Annotated in this window: 10 protein-coding genes and 1 riboswitch; of the genes, 2 read left to right on the forward strand and 8 right to left on the reverse strand. The window is 28.7% G+C overall.

Going from position 1 to position 16,291, the window contains the following annotated elements; genetic code table 11:
• Positions 1–116 precede the first annotated feature (116 nt).
• From I0K12_RS06145 to I0K12_RS06155, 3 genes are all read right to left on the reverse strand, one after another.
• Positions 117–1,376 (reverse strand): tetratricopeptide repeat protein, encoded by a 1,260-nt coding sequence (locus tag I0K12_RS06145; RefSeq protein ID WP_196886218.1) that lies wholly within the window; start codon positions 1,374–1,376, stop codon positions 117–119.
• Complete coding sequence (locus I0K12_RS06150) at positions 1,377–2,687, reverse strand: AAA family ATPase (RefSeq protein WP_196886220.1); 1,311 nt, start codon at positions 2,685–2,687, stop codon at positions 1,377–1,379.
• Between the two features lie 126 nt (positions 2,688–2,813).
• Entirely contained in the window at positions 2,814–5,612 is a 2,799-nt protein-coding gene (locus tag I0K12_RS06155) for a DEAD/DEAH box helicase (RefSeq protein ID WP_196886222.1), read from the reverse strand.
• Between the two features lie 167 nt (positions 5,613–5,779).
• Here I0K12_RS06155 and I0K12_RS06160 point away from each other — a divergent pair, with 167 nt between their 5' ends.
• Positions 5,780–6,442, forward strand: coding sequence for a hypothetical protein (locus I0K12_RS06160; protein WP_196886224.1), 663 nt, complete (start codon positions 5,780–5,782; stop codon positions 6,440–6,442).
• Positions 6,443–6,484: 42 nt separating this feature from the next.
• Here the strand turns inward: I0K12_RS06160 and I0K12_RS06165 are convergent, their stop codons facing one another.
• On the reverse strand, positions 6,485–7,507 hold the full coding sequence (locus I0K12_RS06165) for a YhcG family protein (protein ID WP_196886226.1): 1,023 nt from the start codon (positions 7,505–7,507) through the stop codon (positions 6,485–6,487).
• A 76-nt stretch (positions 7,508–7,583) separates the two neighbouring features.
• Entirely contained in the window at positions 7,584–8,576 is a 993-nt protein-coding gene (locus I0K12_RS06170; protein WP_196886228.1) for an alpha/beta hydrolase, read from the reverse strand.
• Between the two features lie 147 nt (positions 8,577–8,723).
• Between I0K12_RS06170 and I0K12_RS06175 the strand changes: the two genes are divergently transcribed.
• Positions 8,724–9,800, forward strand: coding sequence for a cytochrome-c peroxidase (locus I0K12_RS06175; protein WP_196886230.1), 1,077 nt, complete (start codon positions 8,724–8,726; stop codon positions 9,798–9,800).
• Positions 9,801–9,862: 62 nt separating this feature from the next.
• Here I0K12_RS06175 and I0K12_RS06180 read toward each other — a convergent pair whose 3' ends face one another.
• The 3 genes from I0K12_RS06180 to I0K12_RS06190 form a co-directional block, all read right to left on the reverse strand.
• Positions 9,863–11,257 carry a T9SS type A sorting domain-containing protein gene (locus I0K12_RS06180; RefSeq protein ID WP_196886232.1) on the reverse strand — a complete coding sequence of 465 codons (1,395 nt, stop codon included), beginning with the start codon at positions 11,255–11,257 and terminating at the stop codon, positions 9,863–9,865.
• A gap of 77 nt (positions 11,258–11,334) precedes the next feature.
• A complete protein-coding gene (locus I0K12_RS06185; RefSeq protein WP_196886234.1) occupies positions 11,335–12,612 on the reverse strand; it encodes a voltage-gated chloride channel family protein in 1,278 nt (425 codons plus the stop codon).
• Positions 12,613–12,648: 36 nt separating this feature from the next.
• Positions 12,649–12,713, reverse strand: a riboswitch (Fluoride riboswitch).
• Between the two features lie 14 nt (positions 12,714–12,727).
• The gene (locus tag I0K12_RS06190) at positions 12,728–16,099 is read right to left on the reverse strand and encodes a T9SS type A sorting domain-containing protein (RefSeq protein WP_196886235.1); all 3,372 of its coding nucleotides are present in this window, start codon (positions 16,097–16,099) and stop codon (positions 12,728–12,730) included.
• Positions 16,100–16,291: the final 192 nt, after the last annotated feature.

The following is a 16,291-nucleotide window of genomic DNA, read 5'->3' on the forward strand; positions in this document are numbered from 1 at the left end:
ACCTTAGAAGCCCACGTATTTCTTAGAAATTCTTTTTCAAAAAATAAAAACTTGTAACGAATAGCCCGACCCATTTCGAGATTTATCGAAGAATGGGTTTTGCCCTTATTAAAAAATTAATAATTATTTTTTCTTATAACTCTAGCATTCGCTAAAAATTGATATCCGATAAACGCATAAATATAGTAAGTTGACATTTTAATATTTATCGTTCCTACTTCATTTATTAAGTAAATCGTGAAAATTCCAAGAGCTGCTAGCGCAATCGTTGCATAAAAAACAATTCCTTTTTTATCTTCGCTTAAAAATGAACTCATTGGTAACATCATAGAAAATCCAAAAAAAGCGATAGCGAAAAATGTTTCTGAAATTGGAAAAGGTGTTATAAAATTTCCTATCAAACCAATAAGAAAAACTATTAAACTACCTCCTACCAAATTAGAACTCATAATTTCTTCTTTGTCTAAAAGATATCTTCCATAAGGATTAAGTCTTAAAACTAAATTGCTTATTGGAGTCAAAATCCATGTTGAAATTGCAAAGAAAATCATGATATAAAGTATCGGATTTAAATAAGGAGCCATTTCTGGATTAGAAACCGAAACATTGGCGATTACTTTTTGTAAAATAAAAAAACCGATAATTACAACCCATTGAAGATTAGCAGACAATTTACCCATTGCGAAAATATATTTCAAGAACATTCTGTACAAGAAATATTTTGCTTTCATGGCTTCAATGGTTCCACTCTTTGCATGTTCATTTGAAGGATCCAAACGCAAAGCTTCACGAAAATGTTCTAAAGCTTTTTTTGGTTTTCCAGCTTCTAGAAGATTCCATCCATAATTTGAATGCGTATAAGAATTATTTGGATCTTCATTTAAAGCTTCTTTGATAGTATCAAAAGATTCTACATTTCGATTTAGTTTCGTTAAAGCATTCGAACGAACATTTAAAGCAAGAATATGTTCCGCATCTAAACTTAAAGCATGATCTGCCAATTTTAGAGCTTCTTCGTATTTTTTTCGAACCAATTTAATACTTGCCCAATAAGCGAAATAATCCGCTTCTTCTGGATTTAGATTAATTGCTTCCGAAATACTTGCTTCTGCTTGATCAAATTCTAATTTTTGCGCTTCTACTTGACATTTTAAATAAAAAGCAGTTGGTAAATCTGGAGCAGTTTCAATCAAATTATTTATGACTTGTGTTGCTTTTTCTGTTTCACCAATTTGCATTAAAACATGAGCATAAAAAATCAAGGCATCAATATTTGTTGGTTCTTGACTTAAAATTGAACTAAGCATCTCTTTTGCTTTTTCAAAGTTTTGCTGCTGAATTAATATTTGAACTTTTTCTAAATTAGTATCAATCATTTATTTTTTTATGTTTAAATAAGATAAAACTTCATCATATAATTCAGATTGATTTGCGTACAAAGCATGATTTCTTGCTGTAACAAACCATTCTTTTGTAGAAGGTTTATGTTTTTTAATTGCTTTTTTTAAATCTTTTGTTGACATAGGTTTTGGAATTCCTTCTTCCATAGCCAGAGTCAGTTTTTCTTCAATTGCAATATCAATTACTGCTTCGATATCTGCACCAGAATATTCTTTGGTGTTTTTTGCTAAAATTTCATAATCGATATTTTCAATTGGTTTTCCTGCAAGTTTTAGTTTAAAAATTGCTTCACGAGCTTTCGTATCTGGTGGTGGAATAAAAATGATTCTATCAAATCTTCCTGGACGACGAAAAGCAGCATCTAGATGCCAAGGCGTGTTTGTAGCTCCAACAACTAAAATCCCTTCATTATTACTCACAACACCATCAAGTTCTTGTAAAAATTGATTAATCAAAAGTCTAGAAGAAGATTGACGCATATCTGTTCTGCTTGCTCCTAGCGCATCGATTTCATCAAAAAATAAAACACAAGGATTATTTCCACGAGCAGTTTCAAATATTTCATGAAGATTTTTTTCGCTAGAACCAACCCACATATCTAAAATATCATTTAGACCAACGCTGATGAATTTAGAATTAATTTCTCCAGCTGTAGCTTTTGCCATAAAAGTCTTTCCACAACCAGGAGGACCATAAAGTAAAATTCCTCCACCGATTTTCTTACCATATTGTTTATACAATTCAGCATGCTGAAGAGGTTTGATAATTTTTAAATCAATCTCTTTTTTTACATGTTCTAAACCTCCAACATTATGAAAATTAATAGAAGGTTTTTCCATAAAAAGATTTTGATTCACATCTTCAGAAATTTCTTCATTTGTTGGACCTTCTGCCCTAACTCGTAAATGAGAATCTATAAATTCATCTGAGTAAGTTCGATCAATACCTAAAATGATTTTATAAACCTCAGCGGCGTAATCAAGGTTATTTTCTTGAATAAGTGTTTTGGTATATAGTTCTAAAATGGAAATATTTTTAGTATCAGGTTGAAAAATGTCTTCTAAAATAACAGTACATTTTCCAAATTCTTTTTTAGCATAAAAAACTTTAGCCAAACCTAAAGTATGTGTCTCATTATTTTCAAGTTTTATAAGTTCCTGAAATTCAATTTCTGCATCATCCAGATAATTAAAATCATAAAGAGTTTGAGCCAAATGTAATTTAAGCGGAATATTATTTGGAGAAAACTTAAGTGCTTCTCTTAAAGATTCAATTGCTTTATTCATAAATGTATTTTTTGAACTTTGCCAAATATATTAATTTGTTCTAGTATTAAGTGGACTTGAAGCTATAAAATATTTGTAATATTATTAAGTAGATTTTATAATATAATTAAGTGTTTCAAGGCCATTTTAACTATAACTATTTTTATATAAAAATTGTAGAAGTCTAGAAATAGTTCTTTCTTTTTCAAAAATCCAAGAAGAATAAGAAAGAATGGTTGTTTTAACCTCAGCACGTTCTAAAATTTTATATTGTTCCAGACCAAGATCATGAGCAAATTCTCCAGGATAACCAATTAAATCAATACCAAAATATTTACCATCATATTTAATTAGTAAATCCAGAGTAATTCCGGCAATTTCAATACCTTTCCAAAAATGTTCAACTTTTTTACCTTTCAAAGTTTCAATAACCTCATCTAGAAAATTATCATAAACATCGCCAATATTTTTATTAGTTTGTGAATTTCTAGAAATAGAATCTAGATAAAAATAAAATAGAGATTCAGATTTTAATGCGTTTTTTGAAATTGAAGTATAAATATACTGGCGAGATTTAGCTCTAGTAATTGCAACATTAAAAACAGCTTCTTTATTTAGATGAACAAAAGCAGAATGATGAGAATTAGCATCAACAGCAAAAGATAGATGCATTTCATCTCTTTCTTCTCCCTGAAAAGAATAAGCAGTTCCTACACGCATTTTATGTTTTTCAATTTCATGCGTGGTAAATGTCTCATGAATTTTCTGATGTAATGCTTCTGCTTGATCTTTAAAAGGTGAAAGAACTCCAATAGTAGAATAATCTTTATATTCATCAGCTTCTCTTTCTATAGTCTCTTTAATATTTTCTAAAAGCTCTTTAATTTCTTCAGAATTAATACCAACCTCATCACGAGTTCCATTTGCTTCTATATGAAAAATAGATTTTTGATAAGAATCTGGTTTTTTAGTCATAATTCGTAAATCATTATTATAAAACTTTTCATTACTAAATTCTATAATAGTTGGAAGACTACGAAAATGTTCATCAAGCATTGTAAGTTGCTTTTCAGATTTTATAGATTTAATTCCAACATCTAAAATACTCTTCTCACGATAATTTAGAAATATATCAGGAAAATGATGCACATTATATTTAGATTGAAGAATTTGTTGCATACTCTTAGATAGAAAAGAAATATGACGAAGTTGATTTGTATCTCCAGCTATTACGACTCTTTTAGCTCTTTGAAATAATGGAAGACAACTTGCTATGTCACATTGCGTAGCTTCATCTATAATAACAACATCAAACATTTCTTTTTTTAGAGGAAGTACTTCTTTTACATTAGACATATTTAAAGCCCAAATAGGAAAAGCTTTTAAAACAGCATCAAAATTTAATTCATTATAAACTTTCGCTTTTCCAGTATCATTTTCAAAATTCATGGCATCTCGAAAATCTTTTAATACATTCCAATAATCTCTAAAAGCTTCATGAATTTGATATACAAGTTTTAATCGAATAATCAGATCAGACTTTTCTATAATTAAAAACTCATTCTTATTAATTTTTTCTAATATCCCTTGTAGCTCTTCTTCTTTATTAAATTTATAATTAAGATATTTTTTCTTTAAATAAGAAAATATACCTTTTTCATTTTCACTTAGAAATAAACCATTAACTAATTCTGTTGAAATTTGTTCTTTAAATTGTTCTTTTAACTTAAAATCTTCTTTTAGGTAATAATTTAAAATTTCCTCATTTTCTTCTATATCTTTTTCTATCCTTGAAGAGACTGGACTATAAATAGAAATTCTAAGCTGTCTAATTAAATAAGACAGTACATCCTTACTTGATAATAAACTCTTAATATATCTAGAAAAAGGAGTTTTATATTTTCGTTTCTTTCCAGCCCTAACTACGATTTGATCAATTCCAATTTGAGTTCGAATTTTATCCACAACCACATCTACAGCTTCATCCGTGCGAGAAGCAATTAAAACGCTTTCTCCATTTCTTACATGTTCAAGTGCTAAAGCTCCAATTGTATATGTCTTTCCTGTTCCAGGAGGACCATAAATTACATTAAAAGGATAATTCTTTGCAGCTTCTATAATAGATTCTTGTGCTTTACTTAATCCTAGTGGAATATTTCTTTTATCAAAACTTTTATAATTCTCAAATTCATGTTTCTCTTCTAGAAATAGTGACTTTAATGGTTTTGAATAATCTTCAGAATTTGCTATAAGTTCTAATTCATTTAGAATTCCTCGTGCTGCATTTGATTTATCTATAAGTCCTATATAACTAGCAGCTAAAAGTGAAAGATTCGTACTTGTTGAATCTTCTATAGATTTAAGATACGCTTTAAGTTTTGAAGCTTTTATATTATCTGGATACATATAAACCTCATCACATTTAATCATAGGAAAATATTTATTCAATTGCTTTACAATCTTTCCTATTTCTTCATAAGTTATAAATGATTTTGGTAATTCTTTATAAAAAGCTTCGTAATCTATTACATCGTCTTCTTCTAATAGTTGAAGAAGAGAATAATTAATCTTTCTACTCTCTATATCTAAAGAAATAAAATACAAATCTTCTCTTTGCTCTATAGTAGCTTTATAATAAAATAAGGGCGCAGTAATTTTTTGTTTCTTTTCATTTTTTAATAAATATCCTGTAACGAAAAAGGAAGCATAAATAAATTCTTTTTCTCTGTCATACAATTCAATTTTTTTAAGAATTGCAGCAGCTTTCTTTTCCGGAATTGGAATTATTGGCGAATCTCCTGTTAGTAACTCTTCTCTTGTTTCAATACAATATTTATTTATAATTTTTGGATTCAGAAAATCTGTGATTATAGTATCTCTATTATCCGATTGATAGCAATTTCTATAATATTTAATTAGGTTTTTAATATCTATCTCTTTCTGCATATATTCTATTTGAGTTGTAGGCCTAAATATATTTATAAAAATCATTAAAACGTATAAATAACTCTTATTTCTAAAAGTCAAATTTCAATTTTTAACAATATTTAGAAATCATTATAGATTAATTGAAATAAATAATATATTTTCGGTATTAAATTAAAAATCACCTTATGAAAACAAAAAATTACTTATTGATTGTAGTATTATTCCTTCTTACAATTAAAACAAATGCTCAAACAGATGAAATAAACGATACAGAATATAAAGATTCAAAATTTAGTATTTCCGTATATGCTAATTTAGGTTATGCAACAATAAATCCTGATCATGGAATTAATTATAATCTAGATGTAAATAGTGGAGAAATATTGCTTAACTATAAGTTTTATAAAAATTTAGGTTTTTCTTCAGGTATTGGTTATACATATATGAGTGGAAATGGTACTGATCAAGTATTTAATTATAATGATGTTTCCTACAATAAAAATTTCTACCATAGTAGAGGTGTAATTAAAATCCCTTTGAATTTCACCTATGAATACAAATTAAACGATAATTTAAATATGCAAGGTAGGTTTGGTGTTTATACACAAACTATTGTTTTTGATGAATATCAGTTTGTTGGTGTAACCCTTGAAGATATTTATGAAGGTTGGAATTTTGGAACAGGTATCGGACTAGACATTTTATATAAAACTAGTTCTAACTCAAGTATTGGACTTTCTTATAATGGACAATCAGATTTTACAAAATTTGAATCTAAGAATTCAAATCAAAAACAAAAAATCATCGGAACAAACACTTTCGGTTTTATACTCCGATTAAACTTATAATCAAAAACAAAAAGCCACGATTTGAATTTCGTGGCCTTTTATTTATTCCGAAAACTCTCTTTCAATTTCTTCTATAGATGGAAGTTTTGTTTTGATCTCTTTAGGAATTGCTTCTGTAATTTTAAATTCACTTATCCCCATTGGTTTATGAATATCTCGTAAAGCGTATTCAGCTTCAATCTTATCTTTTTTCTTACAAAGTAACAAACCTATCGTTGGATTTTCATTTTCTGTTTTTAAAAGATCGTCAACAGCAGAAAGATAAAAATTCAATTTTCCAGCAAATTCTGGTTTAAATCGTCCAGCTTTTAACTCAATCACTACATAACATTTCAAAGGAATATGATAAAACAGTAAATCGATGAAATAATCTGTTTCGCTAACTTCCAACTTATACTGTCTTCCAACAAATGCAAAACCTTTTCCTAGTTCTAATAAAAAATCTGTAATATTTTGTGTTAATTGATTTTCAATTTCTCTTTCCAAAGCTTCTTCTTGTAAACTTAAAAAGTCAAAATTATAAGGATCTTTTAAAGCTTGTGACACAATTTTAGAATGTGCCTCAGGAAGTGTATTCTTAAAATTATTGGATTTACTTCCTTTTCGAACAATATAATTATTCTCAATTTGAATTTCTAAAGTATCTCTAGTCCAACCATTTTTAGCAGTTTCTTCTACATAAAATATGGCCTCATCAATATCTTTAATTTTAGAAACGATCATTCTATGATGTCCCCACGGAATTTGTGCCACACTCTGTGGCACAAAAGCATACTTCTGAGAATAGAAAGTATACCATTGTTTAATAGCATAAATATTTCGTCTAGAAAAACCTTTCATGTCTGGAAACGCAATTCGTAAATCCGAAGAAATTTTATCAATAACTCCACTTCCCCATTTTGCGTTTTCCATTTTTGTAGTAATCTCTTTTCCTAATTCCCAATAAAGTTCAATCAACTGTTGATTTACAGAAAGAGCAACTTTTTGCTTGGCAAACTGAACTCGAGATTTTAAAGTTTGAATCCAACTCTTATATTCTTCTTGATTATAGGCAATTTTAGTCATTTCTATTTTTTAAATTATGAATTCAATTTAGTTATTTTTAAGATTATAAGAGCTAGAATGTTATATTATTTTAAGCTTAATTAGTTTTATTTTGTAAGTATTTTATCTTTTTCTTTAATCTTTTCACAACATATTTCTTTTCTAATTTTGTAATTTCTCTATCTTGATCTATTTTCTCTAAGCATTGTTTATAAACTTCTAAAGCTTCCTTGTTTTTATTTAAATTTTCAAGAGCTTCTGCTTTTAATTTATAATGTCTCCAGAAATCTGGAAACGCTTTAATTCTTTGGTTTTGTTCTTCTACAATATAATTCCATTCCCAAGCATCAAAACAAAAATTTAGTCCAGAAGGAATACCAATTGTTGGAGTAGAATTATGACTAAAACCTTCTAATAATTGATTTTTAAAACGTAAATCTTTGAAATTTCTAGTATTAATTTCCGTTACAAATAAATCATAATATTTTTTTATAGAAATGTCATCCCATCTTCTATCTCCAATTGCTAGATATAAATTTCCTTTTAAAGCATCTGTAGTTAAAAGCTTAGTTTGTACATCTCCATCATTTGGCCAATAAGCTGGACTAATAACAATGCAAGAATTAAATTTGTCATTATAATCTAAAAAAAGATTTGTCATAAAATATCCTCCAAAAGAATGACCAATTAAAGTCATTTTATCCATAACATTATATTTCTTTTTTAAAAATGGAAGAACCTCATCAACAATAAATTTCTCTAGATTTTCTTTTTCCGTTAATTCCTTATTTCTGTCTTCATGAATTATCCCTATCAGTATAGATTGTGGAATTTCGTCGTATAAATAAAGATTATTTGCAGATTGTAAAACTGTTGCTGTTATTTCTTCATCATTTGCATCCGTATAAAGAACACAATGCTTTGATGTATTTATTTTATTATAGTTTAAAGGTTTACTTATCGTAATTTTTCGATTCTTTTTAAAAACAGAAGATTTAATTTCTAGTGTATCTGGTTTTGTATAAAATGAATGAGATTGAGAAAAAATAGAAAATGAAAATAGAAAAAACAGAATGTAAATATGTTTCATAACAAGTATAATTAAATGATTAAGATGATAATTATCAGAGATTTTAAAATTTCTATACAATTATACAAAATCTGAGTTTGTTTTTGATTTAGGTCAAAATAAAATCTGCAACAGCAATTTAATTTTGAATTACAAAACAATAGAGATATGAGGATTTTTACAATTTTAGGAATAACGCTTTTGTTATTTTCTTGTTCAAAAGATGATGAAGGTTCAAGAAATGATTCAAACGGAAATAAATACAATTTAGAATATACAGGTTTACCAAAACCAAATATTGCTGAAGATAATAAACTAACAAAAAACGGTGTAGAACTGGGAAGAAGACTTTTTTATGAAAAAACTTTGAGTGAAGATAATTCTATGTCATGTGCTTCGTGTCATGTACAAAAAGACGCTTTTTCTGATATAAGAAGATTTTCTGAAGGTGTAAAAGGTTTACCTGGAAAAAGACAAGCGATGGCAGTTTTCAACATGGCTTGGAACGATAATAAGTTTTTTTGGGATGGAAGAGCAAATCTTCTTAGAGATCAATCTTTACTACCAATTCAAGATCATTTAGAAATGAATGAAACTCTGGATAATGTTATTTTAAAATTAAAAGCAAATGCTGATTATGTGGAACGTTTTCAGGATGTTTTCGAGGATGGTGAAATTAATTCTTTTAACATTTCTCTAGCATTAGAACAGTTTATGAATTCGATTGTGTCGAATAATAGTAAATATGATAAATTTCTACAAAATAAAGCAAACTTATCAGCTTCTGAAGAACGAGGACGTGTTTTATATTTTAGAGCTTATGATCCTTTAAAACCAAATCAAGCGTTTGGAAACTGTATAGACTGTCATGGTGGAGCAAATTTTGAAAATGATAGTTATATGAATAATGGTTTAGATACGGATGAGGAAATGACAGATTTGGGGCGTGGAGCTGTAACAGAAAGAGCTGTAGATAGAGGTACTTTTAAAATTCCGTCACTTCGAAATATTGAACTTACCCCTCCATATATGCATGATGGTAGGTTTGAAACTCTAGAGGAGGTAATTGATCATTATAATTCGGGTGTAAAACTTTCTACGACTTTAAATCCTACCATGTTAAGTTTAGCAAATGAAGGTTCTAAAATGAATGAACAAGATAAAAAAGATCTGATTGCATTCTTAAAAACACTTACAGATTATGATTTAGTTACAAATCCAAAATATTCAGATCCTTTTGAGTAAAAACAAAATATCCCAGTATAAAATTATACTGGGATATGTTTGTTTATTATTTCAAATAGGCACTATTCAATCACCAATTGTTTAATAATAGAAGAGTCTTTAAAATCAACTTTTATAAAATAAGTTCCAGAAGTGAACTTTGAAATATCTATTTTACTTCCTCTAAAATTATTATTATCCATTATAATTTTTCCTGATGTATCATATATTACAAGTTTATTAATTTGTTTTTCTGTTTTAATTTTCAAAATATTTGAAGCAGGATTAGGTAACAATTCAAAAAAATCAACAGAATTTTCCTCAACAGAAACAACTTCACCAGTGGTGTTTTTGTACAACTTTGTTATTACTTCATCATCTTCTGTTAATCCTGTTATTAAAATATCTATATCATCATCATTTTCAATATCATCATATGAAATAGAAGAATAAGCTACTCCTTCAAAAAAAACATCCTCGTTTTCAATGAAGTTACCATTTTGGTTATTAATATATAATTTAGTGATGGTATTATTATTTTCATTAATTCCAGAAATTATAAAGTCATCATCATTGTCATGATCTATATCTAGAACTAAACATTTACTTTGATAAACTGGCTCAAATGGAGAATTTTCTTCAGTAAAATTACCATTTCCGTCATTTAAATATAAAAGACTAACTATTACTTGTTGATTATCTCTACCCGTTATAATAATGTCAAAATCACCATCATTATCAAAATCAATTGAATTAATCGAGCCTAATGACGTATTTTTAAAAGTAAAATCTTCATTTGTAACAAAATTTCCAGAACCATCGTTTAAATGATAAAATTTTGCAACCAAATCAATATCACCATCATTATCAAAATCTTCAGCTACACACTTATTGAATTGATTAAAATCAAAAGAAGATTCTTCAAAAGTACCCGAACCATCATTAAATAATATTTTAGGAGCAATTCCATTATAAACTAAAATATCATTAAAATCATCATTATTAAAATCATTAACTACAAATTTTTTACAGCTATATTCTTGGCTAAATGCTTCAAGGTGTTCTTCAAAATTACCGTTACCATCATTTTTATAGACTAGGATTTTATTTTTATATTCTGATGGTGTTAAATCATAACCTGAAATAATAATATCTAAATCATTGTCATTATCAATATCTGAAAGGTCTATTTTTGGTCTACTTAATCCTAAAAATGAAGTATTTTCATCTAAAACATAATTACCGCTACCATCATTTAAATATATTGAGACTTTAACTAAATTATTAGTATCTGCTCCAGCAAAAATTATATCATTGTCATTATCGCCATCAATATCAGAAATTGATACAGAACAATAATAAAATTGATCAAAATTTTGTTCATAATTAACAGGTGTAGAATATTCAGTAAATTGAATTTCTTGGGAAAAACAAAAGTTCGATAATAAAATAAAAACTAGTAATTGTATTTTTTTCATAATTATATTTTTTAATTAGACAGCAAAAATATAATTATTTTACAAAATACAAGTTTTTAACATTATTATTAAATAAACTATAATTCATTCAAAAACTTATCCTGATCTTTTCCAAGTAAATTATTTTTTGGAACTCCAATTTTTTGTGCACTATAAATTCCTGTATGACCAGAAAAAAGATAAGCACTCACACAAGCAATTCCAATAAAAACTCCTGCTTCGATACCAAAAAGTTCAATTCCCATTAAAGTACAAGCAATTGGAGTATTTGTTGCTCCAGAAAAAACTGCAACAAATCCCATTCCAGCTAAAAGCGCCATTGGCAAAGGAAGAAAAGAAGAAAGAAAACTTCCTAAAGTTGCTCCAATAAAGAAAAGTGGTGTTACTTCTCCACCTTTAAAACCAGCTCCAATTGTGAAAGTTGTAAAAAGTATTTTTATAAAAAAATCATAGAAAGCTTGTTGTTCTGTAAAAGAAGCCACAATAGTAGGAACACCAAGTCCAATATATTTTGTAGTTCCAATAAAGTAAACTGCCAAAGCAATTACAATTCCACCATAAAATGGACGAAGTGGTGGATATTTTATTTTTTTAAATAAATTTCCAAAATAGTGAACTAATTTCGAAAAGATTCTTCCAGAAAAACCAAAAAGTATTCCAGCAAAAATAGCAATACAAACTCCTAAGAAATCTACATCAGGTGTAAAGGGAATTTCATAATGCGTGTGTTCAACATGCCAAAAATGAGAAAAATAATTCGCCAATACAGCTGCTAAGAAAGTTGGTAAAATTGCATCGTATTTAATTCTACCTATAATTAAAACTTCTAAAGCAAAAACAGCTCCAGCTAATGGTGTTCCAAAAACAGAAGCAAAACCTGCACTAATTCCCGCATATAGAAGAATTTTTCTGTCTCTTGGTCTTAATTTAAAATATTTTGAAAATTGATCTGCAATTGCACCTCCCATTTGTACTGCAGTTCCCTCTCGACCAGCTGAACCACCAAAGAAATGCGTTATGACAGTTCCTATTAAAATAAGTGGAGCCATTCGAAATGGAATTACTTTTTTTGGTGAGTGAAGTTCTTCTAAAAGTTGGTTATTTCCTTTTACAACATCTTTACCAAGATAATGATACATTAAACCAACAATAATTCCACCTATAGGCAACAAACTAATAATCCAGAGGTGACTTTCTCGCCAGTCCGTTGCCCAATTAAGTGAAATTAATAATATTGCGGATGCAGAGCCTGCTAGTATTCCAATTATGGTACAAATTAATAACCATTTTAAGACATAATAAATCGTTGGTAAAATTTCTAAAGATGTCTTTCTGGTAATTTTTGTAGTTTTCATATATACTTCTTCTATTTAATTTCGTAATAAAAATTATTTAAAGTAGAAGTCATCAGCCACTAGTGTGGCGGTTCAAGGCAGACATCATTGCCTATATATTTTCTGCAAATATAAATCATTTTTTAAAAAACTTATAAGAATTACCGTTAATTTTTAAAATATACATTCCTTGTCTTAGATGTGAAATGTTTAGTTTAACAAGATCACTACTAGGAATTTTCTTACTTTCAACATTATGAACTAATTGTCCAAGAGTATTAAATAACCTTATATCTTCATTTATGATTTGTGAAGTATTGTTTTGAATATATAAAATACCATTAGAAGGATTTGGATAAATCATAAAATCTTCTGGAGTTTCTTCATATTCTTCTGTTCCTATGATTTCTTCTCCTTCATAAATTTGAATAGCATCAATTGCAATATCAGAAGTATATCCACTACCAGTCAAACCTCTAAATCTAACTTTTACAACACTTCCAACATAATCATTTAAATTAACTTTCTGAACCTGCCATTGTTGTCCTTTATCTCCTACAATTGGAGCCATTACATCTGTTTTCCATTCACCATTATGATAAATATCTACATGTAAACTTCCCATCGCATTTCCATACATATGATATGCAAAACTCATTTCTATAAAATCAAATGTTGAAAAATCAAGACATGGTGTCACAAGAAAAGCTTCTAGGTTATTACAATTCGAAGATTCAATATAAGCATATTTTCCTTCGGGAGTTTGAAGATTATAATCAACTATCGGCCCTGTTTCTTCAGAAACTGTTTCACCTGCATTTATTAACCAATCTGTGTCATCTGTTCCTGTTGCATTCGTCCAATCATTTGGTAAAACGCATGTATTTGTAAAACAATTTACACCTGCTTGACACACATCTGCACTTTCAAAATCTTCAGAATAAGGTAAAGGATAACTTTCACCCTGAACCTCAACAGTAATTTCATTTATATTTTCATCAGAACCTAAAGTATTTGTACTTTTTAAAGTTATATGATATGAACCTGCACTTGTAAATTTTATATAAGGAGATTTACTTGATTCACTATTCCCTTCAATAAATTCATAATTATTAGGAGTAATTTTCCATTCCCATTCTGTAGGTCCGTAAGCAGAAAAGTCAATCAGTTGGATAGTTTCACCTATACAAGCTTCTGTTTTACTTACTTCAAAACAAGCTACAGGGGCTTTATCTCCAGGGTTTTTAAGTGGAGTTTCCCAAAGACCTCTTCCATAAGTAGATGCTCTAAGCATATCTTTTCCTTCACAGGTTTGATCATAATAAATTTCTAACTCAGTAACTTCAAGATTTGGTAAACCATTATTATAAGGTATCCAATCGTTTAAATCAGAATCTGTATAATATACACCAACATCTAAACCAACATATATTGCATCATTTGTACTTCTGTGATCATATACAATTGTATTAATTGATAAATTAGGTAAAGTTCCATCTACATGCTCCCAACTATCTCCACTATCTATAGATTCATAAATAGAAGTACCAATAGAAATCCACAAATGATCTGGATTATTTGGATTAATTTCTATATCATTAATATTTCCGGCTGGTTTATTTATTTCAGTAGTTACAGGAGAACTTGTTGTTGCATTTGTAATTTTATATAAATCACCTTTAGCAAAATAGACAATATCTGAATTACTTGGAGCTATTGAAATATCTCTTACTTTGGTCCCTCCATTAAAAGGAGTTACAGTTCTCCAAGAAACATCAGAAGTATTTAATGTTTTTATATTGTCAGATACCCAAACATTACTATAACCAATGTACATTCTATTAGTATTATTAGGATCAATTTTATAAGGTGTTACCCATGAACCAGATTCTGTAATACCATTTGTTCCACTTCTTGCAATTCTACTAAAAGATTGTCCTCTATTTACTGATCTTCTTATATCTCCATAATAAAGAGCAGTATACATATAATTATCATCTTCAAAATCTATGACACATTCCATACCATCACCTCCAACTTCAGTTCTAAAAGCTCCATTATCGAAAACGGTAGTTCCATTGTCTTGATGACCGTTAATAACAAGATCTTTTGATCTTTGACTTTGCCCTATTTTATATAACTGACTAATAGGTAATTTTGATGAATAGTTTATCCAAGAATCATCTGACTCATCTAGTTTATAAATTCCTCCATCATTACCAGCATAAAATTCTTTCGTATGTGGTGAAAACTCAAAGGCATGTTGATCTGCATGAATTTCCGTAACCCAATATCCCATCATTTCCCATGTAACTCCAGCATCTTTTGATCGCCATACATTAATACCACCAGCATATAAAGTATTTTTATCATTTGGATCACAAGCTAAAACTAAATCATACCAAGCTTGACTATTAAAATCATTTCCTGAAGAGCTGTATCCTAAAATATTTGGAGAATTAGACATTTCGGTAAACGTGTCACCAGAATCATCAGACATCACAAGCGATTTCATACCACTAGAACCTCCTCTTAACCCGTATAATCGATTTGGAGCATCTTCTGTAACTGCTAAAGCAATTCTTTGTGCACTATCATGGTTAGAATAAACTTCTGTAAAAGTTTGACCACCATCACTAGATTTTAAAATATTATTACCTCCCACATAAACAATATCTGGATTAGTTGGGTGTAATGCTAAATCTTTTGCTGTTGAAGTAATACTAGTTTGTGTCCATGTAGCACCAGCATCATCTGAAGTAAAAACTCTTCCACTGGCTACAGCAATTAATTTATTATAATTATCAGGACGAATTATAACCTCGTTAATGGTAATATGACCCATTCCAGTATTTGAAGGACTCCATGAATTACCTCCATTTGTTGATTTCCAAACACCATAACCTGGAGCATCACCAGCATCACGATCTCCAGTTCCAACATAAATAATATTTGGATTTTCTGGATTAATAGCAATACTACTGATTCCTAAACGTACAAAATCATTACTTAAATCTTCCCAATTATATCCTCCATCAGAAGATTTCCAAATCCCTCCAGAAGGAGTTCCAACATAAATTACTTTATCATCTGTTGGGTGAAAAGCAATACAATTAATTCTACCAGCACCATTAGATTGTGAGGTTCCATTTTTAGGTAAATCAATTGGACCAATTATTTTCCAATCACCTTGTATAGAACTCCTATTATTCGAAAATCTCTGAAAATATTCTTTGGCTATTTCTCTGGTCTTATTTAGTGAAGTAACATTATCTGTTGGAGCTAATCTTTGTTGTTTATAATATTCCCATCGTTTATATGCTTTCCAACCTGTACCTTTTTTCTTTCCAACCACTTCAAAATAAGCATCTGCTTTGTTCTGTATCGTTTCAAAAGGTACTGAAGGGTCATCCAACAACTCAAACCATTCTCTTTGATCATTTTCTTGTGAATAAGAAATAAAACAAACAAAAAATAGGATTAATATGGAGCTGATTTTAAATTTCATAATCTACACTTTTAGGGTTTTTATACGACTGAAATAAAAATCAAATTGCGGGGGAACAATCTCTCTTTTTTATTGTTTAATAAAATTAATTCTTTAAAAATGAGACAGTTTGTAAGGATTTGTTAAATCCAGATGGAAGTGTTTTCTTTTATCTTTTTCTTAGGAAAATAGTTGGATTTCTTTAAGGTTTAG

This window comes from Aureivirga sp. CE67 (assembly GCF_015767245.1).
GTDB lineage: Bacteria > Bacteroidota > Bacteroidia > Flavobacteriales > Flavobacteriaceae > Aureivirga.

Excerpts from the sequence above, each read along its gene's own strand:
- I0K12_RS06145 (WP_196886218.1), bottom strand. The coding sequence starts at position 1,376 with ATGATTGATACTAATTTAGAAAAAGTTCAAATATTAATTCAGCAGCAA.
- I0K12_RS06150 (WP_196886220.1), bottom strand. The coding sequence starts at position 2,687 with ATGAATAAAGCAATTGAATCTTTAAGAGAAGCACTTAAGTTTTCTCCA.
- I0K12_RS06155 (WP_196886222.1), bottom strand. The coding sequence starts at position 5,612 with ATGCAGAAAGAGATAGATATTAAAAACCTAATTAAATATTATAGAAAT.
- I0K12_RS06160 (WP_196886224.1), top strand. The coding sequence starts at position 5,780 with ATGAAAACAAAAAATTACTTATTGATTGTAGTATTATTCCTTCTTACA.
- I0K12_RS06165 (WP_196886226.1), bottom strand. The coding sequence starts at position 7,507 with ATGACTAAAATTGCCTATAATCAAGAAGAATATAAGAGTTGGATTCAA.
- I0K12_RS06170 (WP_196886228.1), bottom strand. The coding sequence starts at position 8,576 with ATGAAACATATTTACATTCTGTTTTTTCTATTTTCATTTTCTATTTTT.
- I0K12_RS06175 (WP_196886230.1), top strand. The coding sequence starts at position 8,724 with ATGAGGATTTTTACAATTTTAGGAATAACGCTTTTGTTATTTTCTTGT.
- I0K12_RS06180 (WP_196886232.1), bottom strand. The coding sequence starts at position 11,257 with ATGAAAAAAATACAATTACTAGTTTTTATTTTATTATCGAACTTTTGT.
- I0K12_RS06185 (WP_196886234.1), bottom strand. The coding sequence starts at position 12,612 with ATGAAAACTACAAAAATTACCAGAAAGACATCTTTAGAAATTTTACCA.
- I0K12_RS06190 (WP_196886235.1), bottom strand. The coding sequence starts at position 16,099 with ATGAAATTTAAAATCAGCTCCATATTAATCCTATTTTTTGTTTGTTTT.